Origin of the sequence: Salmonella sp. SJTUF14076 (assembly GCF_015534835.1) — a bacterium.
GTDB classification, from domain to species: domain Bacteria; phylum Pseudomonadota; class Gammaproteobacteria; order Enterobacterales; family Enterobacteriaceae; genus Salmonella; species Salmonella enterica.
In genome coordinates, this window is sequence record NZ_CP064674.1 from 4,130,278 (window position 1) to 4,144,724 (window position 14,447).

Below are 14,447 nucleotides of genomic sequence, written 5' to 3' on the forward strand. Positions count from 1 at the left end.
ATATGCCGGATAGGACGCTTAAGCATCGCTATCCGGCAGGAGTTTTAATACGCGGAAGGTTTATTTGTAGAAATCAGGTTTTGAGGGTAATTCAACAATCTCGGTATTCCCTGTTTCCTGAGACTTCACGCAGGCATCAGCGGTAACCGCAGCCAGATAACCATCCCATGACGTTGGGCCTGCCGGCGGCAATCCTGCGTTCAGACGATCGAAGAAATCCTGGAACTCAATGTCGTAGGCATCAATAAAGCGCTGTTTCCAGTCAACCAGGATGTCGGTGCTATACTTCGCCGCTTTCCGTACCGCGGCGCTGGCGACGGTTGGCAGCTCCGCCATTCCTTTCTCGCCGGTAACATCGCAGTGAATGTCGTAGCCATACTGGCAGTTCACAAACACTTCAACCACAATATTGATGCCGGAGGTGGTTTCCATTACAACCAGCTGCGGATCACGCAGAGTGGTCACCAGGCTGGACTGACGCGGGAAGTAAACCTTAACGGTTTTATAATCTTCGTTAAGCAGCCAGTGCATAACGTCAATTTCATGAATCAATGTTTCATAAATAGCCTGTGGCGTTTTGTATTCTGGCACCGTGCTGGCATTGTAATGACGTCCATGAACCATTAATGGCTGACCGATTTCGCCGCTGTCGATAATATTTTTCAGCTGAACGTAACCTTTGTCGTAGCGGCGCATAAAACCAATCTGCACCATGCGCTTACCATTTTTCTGCTCTGCTTCAATCACACGCTGACAATCCGCAGCCGTCACCGCTAACGGTTTTTCGCAGAAAACATATTTGTTAGCATTTAGCGCGGCAACGGCCACATCGGCATGCGCCTCATTTGATGCGGTAATGATGACCACTTCAACGTCTTTATCATTAATCAGATCGTGATAGTCATTATAATCTTTGGCTTCGATCGCATACTTATCCAGCGCCGCCTGCGCCCTACCCGCGACGATATCACATACGGCAACAACCTCTACACCCGACACGGTGTTGGCCAGACGTCTTAAGTGATCGGAGCCGATCATGCCGATACCTACAATACCTGCTTTTAAAGTCATTTTCTGTTTCCTTTTCAATTAAAGATAATTTTTCAGTAACTCATCAATATGCTTTTTACCTTTTTGCGCATATTCCAATGGGTTATATTTCTTAGGATCCTGCTCGGCCTCAACAACAATCCAGCCAGAATATTGATGCCCGACCAGATAAGCTAATACGGATTTAAAATCAATATTTCCATCGCCGGGGACGGTAAACACACCATCAAGGAAAGAATTGAGGAAGGATTTCTTCGCGAGGCGACATGCTTTAAGTTTTTCATTACGCACATCTTTAAAATGAACGTGTTTAATACGATCAAAATGTTTACTCAGTAGCGGCATGACATCGCCGTCAGAAACATATATATGCCCGGTATCAAACAGCAGATGTACAAATTGCGGATCGGTATTCTCCATGAGTCGATCCACTTCTGGCAGAGTCTGCACACCGGTGCCCATATGATGATGGAAAGCGAGCTTCAGCCCGTGCGCATTGGCAATCTTCCCAAGCGCATTAAGTCCTTCGCATAAAAGCTGCCATTCGCTGTCGCTGAAGTTAGGCTTCTCTGTATAAACGCACTTATCGATAATGCCTTGAATACTATAAGTTTGTTCAGAAACAACGGCGACATATGCATGTATTGCCTGCAAATAAGCACAATGCTGTTCAAAAGCATTCATCGCAGATGCAATACCATCGCGAATAATAAAGGAAGAAAACCACTGGCCTGGTATTTCCAGTCCGCGAAGCATTAACTCTTTATTTAACTCAGCAGGATCCTGCGGATAACAACCGCCAACTTCCGTCCCGGAAAAACCGGTGAGCGCGGCATCACTAAGTATTTGTTTATATGTATTTTCTTTACCAATCTCAGGAATATCATCATTGCGCCAACCGATAGGCGCAATCCCCAACTTAATGCTCTTTTTTACATTGTACATGTTGCTGGCTCCCACTTAATGAAACGCTTTTACTGCATACCGCGATGCAAATTAACCTTTGATGGACAACATATTACTTTTTGTAGCCTGAAAAACTTTATCTATCCTGGTTGAAGATGTGGGATAAATGCGTCAGGTATCACAAAAAAATCATCACTCTTTAATGATATTGCCAGACTTTTCGCGCTATAGATAAACGAATAAAATATACTGACAAATAAAAAATGGCCGCAGTATTGCGACCATTCTCATGACGATTAAATTTTAGCAAGAATTAATATTCAAATAATAAATAATTAGCTTTACGATAGTCCTTGCGATATTGACCGGGCGTTTTCCCCACTTTATTTTTGAAGTAATTTTGAAAATGACTAAGGTTGCTAAAGCCAACACGATAGGCAATAGAGGTGATCTTTTCGCGCCCGCCTTCATCCGTGGTTAGTAACGATTGCGCCTCCCCCAGCCTACGTTTTATCAGGTAATCCATCGGTGAATAACCATAGCGGCGTTTAAATTCATGGGAAACATAATAAGGACTGACATTAAATTTCGTCGCCAGTGTATCCAGCCGAATTGGCTCATAGAAATTGCGATCAATATAGGATTTTATTGAATCAAGTAAATTTTCATGACGCTGTATGGCATCGTTACCTGTGCGTAATAAGACATTTCCCTCAATGTATTTGAGTACTACCTGGGTCAATAGCTGCGCCATTGCTGGCCCTTCTACCGCATGCTGATTAATAACGGTAAACACGGAGCTCATCAGTTTTTCCACCGTCGCATAATGGTGATACAGTGGAATAACCGGCACAATATCATCCGGTATTAGCGCATTCTCACGTAGACCCGGACACGAAATATTGTTAATCCCACAACAAATAGTGCCAATTGGCCGCCCGCTTTCCAGATACTCATCATGCACCACCTGGCTGTTATAAATGACCAGGTCGCCTTTACGAACCGGGTAGATGCGATCGCCAATGAAATACTCCCCGTCTCCTTCGGTGATAAGAATCAGTTCAACGGTCTGTGGGTGCATATGCATGAACCGGACAAACGGACCATTGCTCTCACTGACCTGACTCACATACGCCAACTGGGGCTGAGCCTTATTCTCTCGTTCTGAAGGACAGAAGCACAAGCGCATGATTTACCCTCCAATATCCGAAACTGTGGTGCCGAAACACCCCTGAAATTTGAATTTTTATACCACACCAAATGAAACAAAAATGCTATATAGATCATAATTTTTTCCAAATCTTTCCTCGTCACAACAGACAATCATTGATACCACAACAAATAAAAACAATAAAAATCAATAAGTTAATTAGATTTTTGATTTCTTACTGCACATAATCTCGTATAAAAACCAGTCGTCAAATTTTCAAAATAAAATTTCATAAAAATAAATTTGAAATTTTTAATCCTAAAATTTACATTGAATACGGTATGCGTTTTAGGCTGAAGATAACCAGGCTTTCCTGTGACCGCTCAGTCAGAACGTCGTCAACATCGGTTTAAGAGGATAAAAAAGAGATGGAAACAGTCGGCAATTTTATTCATGGTAAAACGACACTGAGCAGCAGCGGCGAGACGCTACCGGTGACTAATCCGGCCACCGGTAAAGTAATTCGTCAGGTCACCCAGAGCACCCGAGAGGAGATGCTGGCGGCAATTCAAAGCGCACATGAGGCTTTTCCGGCATGGAGTAAAATGACTCCGCTACGCCGGGCACGTATCCTTTTTGAATTCAAAGTATTACTGGAAAAGCATCGGGACGAACTGGCGGCGCTGATCGTCAGCGAGCATGGCAAAGTCTGGTCAGATGCGCTTGGCGAACTGACGCGCGGCATAGAGGTTGTCGAATTTGCCTGCGGGATCCCGCATCTCAGCAAAGGAGAGTACTCCTTTAACGTCGGCTCAGGCGTTGACAGCTTTTCATTAATGCAGCCGCTTGGGGTTGTGGCAGGCATCACACCGTTTAACTTCCCGGCAATGGTGCCTATGTGGATGTTCCCGGTTGCACTGGCTTGCGGCAATACCTTCGTCCTGAAGCCGCCCGCACTGGTGCCGTCCGCATCGTTACGTATGGCGCAGCTTCTGCAGGAGGCTGGCCTGCCGGACGGCGTGTTTAACGTTGTTCACTGTGGCAATGAGGCGGCTAGCCTGTTGACCAGCGACCCTCGCGTACAGGCCGTCAGCTTTGTCGGTTCCTCCGCCGTCGCGGAACATATCTATACCACCGCCAGCGCCCATGGCAAACGCGTACAGGCCTTCGGGGCCGCCAAAAATCACGCAATCGTCATGCCGGATGCAGATCTGGACGCCACCGTCAACGCCATTATGGGCGGAGCATTTGGTTCCGCGGGCGAACGCTGTATGGCGCTGCCGGTAGTGGTCGCGGTGGGCGATGAAACGGCGGACCGTCTAATCGAACGCCTGAAACCGCTGATTGCGGCGCTACGTATCGGCCCGGGAGAGCTGCGCGGCAAAGATGAAAATGAAATGGGCCCGGTTGTTTCACGTGCTCATCAACAGAAAGTGTTGGGTTACATCGACAAAGGGGTTAGCGAGGGAGCAACTCTGGTCATGGATGGCCGCAACTATAGCGTGGCGGGATATCCTGAAGGCTTTTATGTCGGCGGCACTCTGTTTGATAACGTCACGCCTGAGATGACCATCTGGCGTGAAGAAATTTTTGGCCCGGTTCTCGGAATTGTGCGCGTCCCGGATTATGCCACCGCCATTAGCACGGTAAACTCCCATGAATTCGGCAACGGCAGCGTGATTTTCACCACCAACGGTCACTATGCGCGCGAATTCGCCCAGTCGGTTGAAGCCGGGATGGTCGGTATTAATATTCCAGTTCCGGTTCCGATGGCATTTCACTCTTTTGGCGGCTGGAAGCGCTCGGTGTTTGGCGCCCTGAACGTCCATGGGCCGGATGGCGTGCGCTTCTATACCCGGATGAAAACCGTTACCTCGCGTTGGCCGAACGGACAGCAGATCGTATCGGAGTTCAGTATGCCGACTCTCGGTTAATACGCTTTCAGGAAGGAGAAGATTATGGCCAACTTGCTGAGTACCTGTACCTCTGAGTCGGGAAATATCCAACACATTTCCCCTCAAAATGCAGGCTGGGAGTATGTCGGTTTTGATGTCTGGCAGTTGAAGGCTGGAGAGTCGATAACCCTGCCGTCCGATGAGCGTGAACGCTGTCTGGTGCTGGTTGCCGGGCTGGCCAGCGTTAAGGCCGCCGACAGTTTTTTCTATCGGATTGGTCAGCGCATGAGTCCGTTTGAACGCATTCCGGCTTATTCGGTTTACCTCCCCCATCATACGGAGGCGAAAGTGACAGCCGAAACCGACCTTGAGCTGGCCGTATGCAGCGCGCCGGGATTCGGAGAGCTTCCGGTACGTCTGATCTCGCCACAAGAGGTCGGGGTAGAGCATCGGGGAAAAGGGCGCAATCAGCGCCTGGTGCATAACATCCTTCCTGATAGCCAGCTCGCCGACAGCCTGCTAGTCGTTGAAGTGTACACTAATGAAGGCGATACCAGCTCCTGGCCCGCGCACAAGCACGATACGGCAGTTGAAGGCCAGGAGACCTATCTGGAAGAGACGTACTATCACCGTTTCAATCCACCTCAGGGATTCTGCTTACAGCGCGTCTACACCGACGATCGCAGCCTGGATGAATGTATGGCGGTCTATAACCGGGATGTAGTGAAAGTACCTAAGGGCTACCACCCGGTTGCCACCATCGCGGGTTACGATAACTACTATCTGAACGTGATGGCCGGCCCGCTACGAAAATGGCGTTTCACCTGGGAAGAGAACCACGCGTGGATTAACTCACCAGACTACCCGCGATAACACTTCGTTGAGTGGTACTTTGCCAGCCGTCCTCTGCGGCTGGCTTTTTTATTCAACTCTGCGCCACACACGCTCATAAGATCGCTATCCACCTTCTCTTAAATTATTTCCCTGTTTTGTATATAGCGTATTTACGGCACGGCCCCCACCAGGAATACGCAATAAAATAATGATGCAGAAGAAGACTTACCCTATTTGCCGATATTATTATGGATCAATTAGTTACGTAGAGGTGGTAAACACTGGGGAGGCTTCAACAGGGTATATCCTGTGCGCACTCGCTGGAGGGAGTAAAGGTTGTGTAACCAGCGGAGAATATCTCTGGATATTCTCCGCTAATATTGGAGAGGTATCAGGCTATTACATCGCGACGTTTCCCCTGAATTTCACGCAGCTTGTTCTCGGCCAGCCGTTCAATTTCTGTTAGCGGCACCCCTTTTGTTTCCGGCACATAACGAGAAATAAAGACATAGCAGACCAAATTAAAGACGACAAAAATCCACATCGAAAAAGCGCCGCCGAAGGTCTCCTGCAGCCAGGCGTTATCATTTATGACCGGGAACAACAGTGAGATGAGAAAGTTGGCTATCCACATCAGGCTCACCGCCAGCCCCATCCCAAAACCTTTTATCTTTTCAGGGAAAACCTCAGAAATCAGTACCCATGCGCCAACGCTCCAGCTGACGGCAAACAGCAGCATAAAAAACAGGATGCCAAAGATGGTAATGTAGCCTGTATCGTGGGTGTACAAACCGTATGACGCGATCAACAGGCCGACAATTGAGCCGATGGTACCAATTTTCATAATCGGTATACGGCCATAGCGGTCGAACAGGATCATGCCGATAAAACTGCCCACCACATTACATACCGCGATAAAAATGGTCTGGAACATAACCACTTCGGTACTGCTGTTCTGCAACACCAGCGGCGCATAATAGTTCATTACGTTAACGCCTGTGAACTGTTGCAAAACGGCGATACAGCATCCAACCAACAGAATATAGCGGAGCACCGGCGAGCTTTTCAGGTTGGTGCATTCTCCCCCGGCGACGTTGTCCTGTGGACGTACGGTTTCTTTCATGCTGTCAAAAATAGCGGCCACATCTGTGGCCGTTAATCCACTGTAGATCCGGGTAAGCACCTTTATCGAACGAGCTTCGCTGCGGTTGTTACGGGCGCACCATGCCGGTGATTCGGGTAGGAAAAGCGTAATCGCTAACATCGCAATGGAGGGTACCACTTGGGCAAAAAGCATAGTCTTCCAGCCCTGGGAAACCAGCACATCAGCAGGCATTCCTTTTGCTATCAGATAGTTGACTATAAACACGATAACCTGGCCAGATACCACGGAGATATTGTAAATGCCCAGCGCTTTGCCGCGAATTTCAGCAGGCGCCAGTTCAGACATATACATGGTGGATGCCGTTCCGGCCATCCCAACCGCAAAACCACACACAATGCGGGAAAGGGAGAAGATCATGAACGATTCACTCATCGCCGCCCCCAAGGAAGAAGCGATAAAAATGATCGCAATGATCAGAAGCGCAGGTTTACGCCCCAGTTTATCGGCAATTTTTCCACCGACCAGCGCGCCGATGATACAACCAATCACGATACTGGAAACGGCCCATCCGGTCTCGGTTGGCGTCAGTTGGTAATACTGCTGTAAAGGCAATACCACCCCGGTAATCACCGCCGTTGAATAACCAAACATCAATCCAGCCAGCGCCGCAATACAACACAGGACGTACACATAGGCCGAATTGTACTTACTTCTCTGAGACATAATCCCTCCCTTGCCTGTTGAGGAAACAACACACCAATGAAATTTTTCATTTTATTTTTGCATTCATTAGAAGAAAAATTCCATGCAAAAGATCACGAAATGGAGATGTTCCAGGAAAGAACAAAAAGTACGGCCCCTGACAAATTGAGTTCAGGCACTGTCACGGAAGCAATAAAATAAAGCAAACTCATCAAGATACAGGAGAGCACTGCGCAAAACGCAGCATCTTAACGATAAAAAACGCCAGGATTATGAAATTCGAAATGTGATACCCATAACAAAACATAAGTTTCATTATTGATCGTTTTGAAATTAAAACATAGGTTGTGAAACGAGAGTTCTCAATAGCTATAAGATCGTCGGCAGAGCTACGGCAATGACCGACATAAGATGAATTTGTCTATTTGTTCACTAAATTCAAACAGATAGATGAAGTTTATTCTGGAGATAATCTACCTATGTCCACATCAGATAGTTGTTATAATACGGGTTACATATTACGCATCTGCGCGATTGCCGCATTGGGCGGAATATTATTTGGCTACGATACTGCTGTTATTTCAGGTGCGATTGGTTCACTGACCAGCTACTTTCATCTATCTCCTGCTGAGACCGGCTGGGCGGTTTCCTGCGTTGTGGTGGGGTGCGTTATTGGTTCGTTTAGCGCCGGATATTTATCTAAACGTTTTGGACGCAAGAAATCATTGATGGTTTCAGCGCTGTTATTCACTATTTCCGCAGTGGGCACCTCCCTCTCCTACACGTTCACCCATTTTGTGATTTATCGCATTATCGGTGGACTGGCAGTCGGCCTGGCGGCAACAGTATCACCGATGTATATGTCTGAAGTCTCACCGAAAAACATGCGCGGCAGAGCATTAAGTATGCAGCAGTTCGCTATCGTTTTCGGTCAGATTCTGATCTTCTACGTTAACTACAAAATAGCATCGATTGCAGCGGATACCTGGCTCATTGAACTTGGCTGGCGCTATATGTTTGCTGCGGGTATTATTCCCTGCATTTTGTTCTGTATTTTAGTCTTTTTAATCCCGGAATCTCCCCGCTGGATGATGATGATTGGTCGCGAGGAGGAGACGCTAAAAATACTGACCAAAATATCCAACGAAGAACATGCCAGACATCTTCTTGCCGATATAAAAACCTCACTGCAAAACGACCAACTAAACGCCCATCAAAAACTCAATTACCGCGACGGGAACGTGCGTTTCATCCTGATTCTGGGCTGCATGATCGCTATGCTGCAACAGGTAACAGGGGTTAACGTCATGATGTATTACGCGCCAATCGTCCTGAAGGATGTGACCGGTAGCGCCCAGGAGGCTCTGTTCCAGACAATCTGGATCGGCGTGATTCAGCTTATCGGTTCCATTATTGGCGCAATGATTATGGATAAGATGGGGCGTTTGTCGCTGATGCGTAAAGGCACTATTGGCAGCATCATCGGCTTGTTGCTCACCTCATGGGCGCTGTACAGCCAGGCAACCGGTTATTTCGCGCTATTCGGTATGCTGTTCTTTATGATTTTCTACGCGCTTTCCTGGGGCGTGGGCGCATGGGTGCTTATTTCTGAAATATTCCCTAACCGGATGAGGTCGCAGGGAATGAGTATTTCGGTCGGATTTATGTGGATGGCAAACTTTTTAGTTTCGCAATTCTTCCCGATGATTAATGAAAACCCGTATTTACTTTCGCATTTCCACGGCGCATTTCCAATGTGGATATTCGCCATCTGCTGCATCTTCAGTTACTTCTTTATCTGCCGTTACCTGCCGGAAACAAAAGGCATTTCGCTGGAGAAAATGGAGAGCGTAGTGTTAGCAAAACGCAGAAAAAAACCGCAGCCAATTCAAACCGAACGTTATTCTGATTAAGTTTCACCACAATGCCGATGATCGCTAAATACGATCATCGGCTTGTTTTTTTACTCCGTCGCCAGCGCCAGTGAAACCGCTAACGTTTGCGCCAGACACATGGACGCGACCTGAGAACGGAAACCATCGACCTGCGCTTCACGTACCACAAAACAGACTTCACTGAACGCTGCCAGCGGGCTGACCTGGCTATCGGTTATCGCAATATGGTGCGCACCGCGTTTCGCGCCAAGCTCGACTAATTCCACCACTTCCTGCGCGTAAGGCGAATAGCTGATGGCAATAACAACATCGTCGGGGCTGACCATACTTAGCTGTTCAGAGAACATTCCGCCAATACCGTCAATTAAAAATGCCCGTCTCTCCAGATGACGCAATGCGTAGGTTAAATAACTGGCCACGCTAAACGAACGACGTAATCCAATCACATAAATATTGTCGGCTTTCGCTAACAGATTTACCGCCGCATCCAACTGCTCATTTTTAATCTGCACCGGTAATTGTTGTAATACCTGTGCATTCACCATTGAAAATAGCTTCAGAATTTCACCCGGCTTTTCCGGGGTAGGTTCCCCTTCATCCGCATTTTTCTGTCTGAACAGACGCGCCCGCTCGGTATAGCTTACTGTTTCCTCCATCAGGTGCTGGCGAAATACCTGTTTCATTTCATTAAATCCGCTAAAACCAAACGCATTAGCAAAACGAATCAGTGTCGAAGGGGGAACATCGGCATGTTGCGCGATGGAAGCTACCGTGTCAAAAGCAACGCTATTACTGTTATCCAGAATATACTGAGCAACTTGTTTAAGACGTTTGCTAAGGCTGTCATAGCGACTGCGGATATCATCCTGCAGTAAGGAAAGTTGAGTTTGATGTTTAGACATGCATGATACTCTAATAGAACGAAAATTTCGTAAATAACCATATTAGCACAAATGAACTGAACATACAGTTAACAACATTCAAATTGCGCTGTGGTTACCTTCAGTACAGAATTTGCTGGCGGGCTGGGTTCTGAGCAATCTGAATCTGACCGCATAAATGCGACAGGATCAGCATTGTTATGACTGGACGATGCCCGCAGCCAGGCGGCATCGCAAACGTTGAAAGGCAGAAGATGACGTTTATAAATCACGAAACCTTCATCTGTTATTGCGAACTGGCTCTTTTCGTCCCGCATACGGCAACCGGCGGAACACTCTTAGTGTATTACACTGATTACTTTAAGGATATGCGTCTACTCTTTTTCAATACTGAGCGGCAAATGATTTTTCAGTATTGCTTTAACGTCTCCCGGCGAGCGGAATGCGCTTTCGATGGCAAGATGCCCCATATAAAACAGCCAGCCACAAGGCTGGCTGACCGCATAGTCATTTAATACGCTGTTACGTTCTGAGCTTTTTTCGCCAGCCCATCCAGCAATTTCTGATGGATGCCGCCGAAACCGCCGTTGCTCATCACCAGGATGTGATCGCCAGGCTGTGCGGTTTTCACCACCATGTCCGCCAGCGTATCGACATCTCCACTCCAGTGAGCAGGCTGTACGCAGGCTTCGGCGACTTCCGCCACTTGCCACGGAATATGCGGCGGCTGCAGCAGGAACACTTCATCCGCACGCCCTAACGACGGCGCCAGGTCATCCTTGCATAACCCCATCTTCATCGTGTTAGAACGCGGCTCCAGTACCGCGATAATGCGCGCGGTGCCGCCCACTTTCCCGCGTAGCGCGGCAAGCGTCGCCAGAATCGCCGTCGGATGATGGGCGAAATCGTCATATACCGTCACGCCGTTCGCTTCGCCGCGTAGCTCCAGACGGCGGCGGGCGTTAATAAATGACCCCAGCGCGCTGGCCGCTTCAGCGGGCGCGACGCCCACGTGGCGCGCGGCGGCAATCGCCATCAGACCGTTGTGCATGTTATGTTCGCCGACCAGGCCCCATTTCACATCGCCGACTTTTTCGCCGTCCAGCCACACTTCCCACTCGGAAGCATCCGTAGTCAGCTTCTTCGCCTGCCAGTGTCCCTGCTCGCCCACCAGCTCCTGCTCGCTCCAGCAGCCCAGCGCCATGGTCTGTTTCAGGTTGATGTCGTTTTCCGGCCAGATGATGCGCCCCTGCCCCGGCACGATGCGCACCAGATGGTGGAACTGCTTCTGGATCGCTTTCAGATCGTCGAAGATGTCGGCATGATCAAACTCAAGGTTGTTGAGGATCAGCGTCCGCGGGCAGTAATGCACAAATTTAGAACGTTTATCAAAGAACGCGCAGTCGTACTCATCCGCTTCGATAACAAAGAACGGGCTCTCGCCCAGGCGCGCGGAAACCTCAAAGTTACCCGGTACGCCGCCGATCACGAAGCCCGGTTTGTACCCGCACGCTTCCAGTATCCAGGTCGCCATGCCTGCGGTCGTGGTTTTGCCGTGGGTACCGGCGACCGCCAGTACCCAGCGGTCGCGCAACACAAAGTCGTGCAGCCACTGTGGACCAGACATAAAGGGAATGTTTTTTTCCAGCACCGCTTCCACGCACGGATTCCCGCGCGTCATCGCATTGCCGATAATCACCAGATCCGGCTGCGGATCGAGCTGGCTGGCGTCATAACCCTGGATCAGATCAATGCCTTGCTTCTCAAGTAAGGTACTCATCGGCGGATACACATTGGCGTCCGAACCCGTTACTTCATGACCAAGCGAGCGAGCCAGCATCGCCAGCCCCCCCATGAAAGTGCCACAAATTCCCAAAATATGAATGCGCATACGTCACTATCCTTTTTTTATCTGCGAGCCATTTTACGCACATGTCTGGCAAGTGAGAAACGCATTTCAGGTAAATCTGTACTTTGCTGGCGCGATTCACCTGAGCGCATCATCTGAAATGTTTGTTAAGATTGTTACGGTCGCTTTACTCCAATCAATTGCAGGGAAAGTGTTATGAAAACGTTAGGTGAATTTATTGTCGAAAAGCAGCACGAGTTCTCTCAGGCTACCGGTGAGCTCACTGCTTTGCTGTCGGCAATAAAATTGGGCGCCAAGATCATCCACCGCGATATCAACAAGGCCGGTCTGGTCGATATCCTGGGTGCCAGCGGTGCTGAGAACGTACAGGGCGAGGTTCAGCAGAAACTCGATCTGTTCGCGAACGAGAAACTGAAAGCTGCACTAAAAGCGCGCGATATTGTAGCGGGCATCGCATCGGAAGAAGAGGACGAAATTGTCGTCTTTGAAGGCTGCGAACACGCGAAATATGTGGTGCTGATGGACCCTCTGGATGGCTCTTCTAACATCGACGTTAACGTCTCTGTCGGTACGATTTTCTCGATTTATCGCCGCGTGACGCCTGTCGGCACGCCGGTCACCGAAGAAGATTTCCTGCAACCCGGCAACAAACAGGTCGCTGCGGGATATGTCGTGTATGGCTCGTCCACCATGCTGGTTTACACCACCGGCTGCGGCGTACACGCTTTCACCTACGATCCGTCGTTGGGCGTGTTCTGTCTGTGCCAGGAACGTATGCGTTTCCCGGAAAAGGGTAAAACCTACTCCATTAACGAAGGCAACTACATTAAATTCCCGAATGGCGTGAAGAAGTACATCAAATTCTGCCAGGAAGAGGATAGTTCAACAAGTCGCCCTTATACCTCACGTTACATTGGCTCTCTGGTGGCCGATTTCCACCGCAACCTGCTGAAAGGCGGCATCTATCTCTACCCCAGCACCGCCAGCCATCCGCAGGGGAAACTGCGTCTGCTGTATGAATGCAACCCGATGGCGTTCCTCGCGGAACAGGCCGGCGGCAAAGCAAGCGATGGTAAAGAACGTATTCTGGATATCATTCCGGAAAGCCTGCACCAGCGCCGCTCGTTCTTCGTCGGCAACCGCCATATGGTTGACGATGTGGAACGCTTTATCCGCGAATACCCGGACGCGTAATCTTTACCACCATGCGGAATAACGCATGAAGCCGCCATTAGGCAATAACATGTCCGATGGCGGCGTTGCCTTATCAGGCCCGTGATTTTTCCGGTTCTTAACCTTTGGCGTTCATGCTCCGCAACGACGCGCCAGATGAGGCGGAAACGAAAACAAGCGAAGACTTTCGGCGTGAGTTGGCTATAATACTCGCCACTTGTTTGTCATAAATTCAAAGGAAACAGACATGAGCTTACTCAACGTCCCGGCGGGTAAAGAACTGCCGGAAGATATCTACGTCGTTATCGAGATCCCGGCTAACGCAGATCCGATCAAATACGAAGTTGACAAAGAGAGCGGCGCGCTGTTCGTTGACCGCTTCATGTCCACCGCGATGTTCTATCCGTGCAACTACGGTTACATCAACCATACCCTGTCTCTGGACGGCGACCCGGTAGACGTTCTGGTCCCGACGCCGTACCCGCTGCAGCCAGGCGCCGTCATCCGTTGCCGTCCGGTTGGCGTACTGAAAATGACCGACGAATCCGGTGAAGATGCGAAACTGGTTGCCGTACCGCACACCAAACTGAGCAAAGAGTACGATCACATTAAAGATGTGAACGATCTGCCGGAACTGCTGAAAGCGCAGATCACTCATTTCTTCGAGCATTATAAAGATCTCGAAAAAGGCAAATGGGTGAAAGTTGACGGTTGGGACAACGCCGAAGCGGCTAAAGCGGAAATCGTTGCCTCCTTCGAGCGCGCAGCGAAGAAATAAGTTCGCTTTTACATAATCGTCAAGATAAAGGCTCTCATAGTAATGAGGGCCTTTTTATTGGCTAATGAATAGAACACAATTTTTATCATTATTAGTTTAACATTCACGGAATGAATAAGACTTTACCTTATTTTTTATTAAAAAGGGTTGAATACGCTCACATTTTCTCTAAAAAGCTTAAGATAATAATTGTTTTGTGAATGCCCGC

11 protein-coding genes and 1 pseudogene are annotated in these 14,447 nt (G+C 48.8%); 6 read left to right on the plus strand and 6 right to left on the minus strand.

Going from position 1 to position 14,447, the window contains the following annotated elements; translation table 11 throughout:
• Positions 1-60: 60 nt before the first annotated feature.
• The 3 genes from iolG1 to reiD all read right to left on the minus strand — a co-directional run bounded on the left by iolG1 (position 61) and on the right by reiD (position 3,094).
• Complete coding sequence (iolG1, locus tag HU143_RS19920; RefSeq protein WP_000172704.1) at positions 61-1,071, minus strand: inositol 2-dehydrogenase IolG1; 1,011 nt, start codon at positions 1,069-1,071, stop codon at positions 61-63.
• Positions 1,072-1,089: 18 nt separating this feature from the next.
• The gene (gene iolE / locus HU143_RS19925; RefSeq protein WP_012601329.1) at positions 1,090-2,010 is read right to left on the minus strand and encodes a myo-inosose-2 dehydratase; all 921 of its coding nucleotides are present in this window, start codon (positions 2,008-2,010) and stop codon (positions 1,090-1,092) included.
• 259 nt (positions 2,011-2,269) lie between these two features.
• A complete protein-coding gene (gene reiD, locus HU143_RS19930; protein ID WP_000332219.1) occupies positions 2,270-3,094 on the minus strand; it encodes a myo-inositol utilization transcriptional regulator ReiD in 825 nt (274 codons plus the stop codon).
• A gap of 122 nt (positions 3,095-3,216) precedes the next feature.
• On the opposite strand from reiD, the pseudogene HU143_RS19935 reads away from it, so the two are divergent.
• From HU143_RS19935 to iolB, 3 genes and pseudogenes are all read left to right on the plus strand, one after another.
• Positions 3,217-3,519 (plus strand): annotated as a pseudogene (locus tag HU143_RS19935) (hypothetical protein).
• Positions 3,520-3,534: 15 nt separating this feature from the next.
• Positions 3,535-5,040, plus strand: a complete 1,506-nt coding sequence (gene iolA / locus HU143_RS19940; RefSeq protein WP_000450729.1) for a malonate-semialdehyde dehydrogenase IolA — start codon at positions 3,535-3,537, stop codon at positions 5,038-5,040.
• Between the two features lie 24 nt (positions 5,041-5,064).
• Positions 5,065-5,874: a 5-deoxy-glucuronate isomerase gene (iolB, locus tag HU143_RS19945; protein WP_000002010.1), complete on the plus strand. Its 810-nt coding sequence runs from the start codon at positions 5,065-5,067 to the stop codon at positions 5,872-5,874.
• Positions 5,875-6,226: 352 nt separating this feature from the next.
• Here iolB and iolT2 read toward each other — a convergent pair whose 3' ends face one another.
• Complete coding sequence (gene iolT2 / locus HU143_RS19950) at positions 6,227-7,663, minus strand: myo-inositol import MFS transporter IolT2 (protein ID WP_021001078.1); 1,437 nt, start codon at positions 7,661-7,663, stop codon at positions 6,227-6,229.
• A 458-nt stretch (positions 7,664-8,121) separates the two neighbouring features.
• On the opposite strand from iolT2, the gene iolT1 reads away from it, so the two are divergent.
• Positions 8,122-9,555 carry a myo-inositol import MFS transporter IolT1 gene (iolT1, locus tag HU143_RS19955; RefSeq protein ID WP_000107710.1) on the plus strand — a complete coding sequence of 478 codons (1,434 nt, stop codon included), beginning with the start codon at positions 8,122-8,124 and terminating at the stop codon, positions 9,553-9,555.
• 50 nt (positions 9,556-9,605) lie between these two features.
• On the opposite strand, the gene iolR is transcribed toward iolT1, so the two are convergent.
• A complete protein-coding gene (gene iolR, locus HU143_RS19960; RefSeq protein ID WP_000033840.1) occupies positions 9,606-10,439 on the minus strand; it encodes a myo-inositol utilization transcriptional regulator IolR in 834 nt (277 codons plus the stop codon).
• A gap of 490 nt (positions 10,440-10,929) precedes the next feature.
• Positions 10,930-12,309 (minus strand): UDP-N-acetylmuramate:L-alanyl-gamma-D-glutamyl-meso-diaminopimelate ligase, encoded by a 1,380-nt coding sequence (mpl, locus tag HU143_RS19965; protein ID WP_021001075.1) that lies wholly within the window; start codon positions 12,307-12,309, stop codon positions 10,930-10,932.
• A gap of 174 nt (positions 12,310-12,483) precedes the next feature.
• On the opposite strand from mpl, the gene fbp reads away from it, so the two are divergent.
• Together fbp and ppa are read left to right on the plus strand one after the other, a co-directional pair.
• Positions 12,484-13,482 (plus strand): class 1 fructose-bisphosphatase, encoded by a 999-nt coding sequence (gene fbp / locus HU143_RS19970; protein ID WP_000853764.1) that lies wholly within the window; start codon positions 12,484-12,486, stop codon positions 13,480-13,482.
• A gap of 226 nt (positions 13,483-13,708) precedes the next feature.
• Complete coding sequence (ppa, locus tag HU143_RS19975; RefSeq protein ID WP_000055079.1) at positions 13,709-14,239, plus strand: inorganic diphosphatase; 531 nt, start codon at positions 13,709-13,711, stop codon at positions 14,237-14,239.
• Positions 14,240-14,447 lie beyond the last annotated feature (208 nt).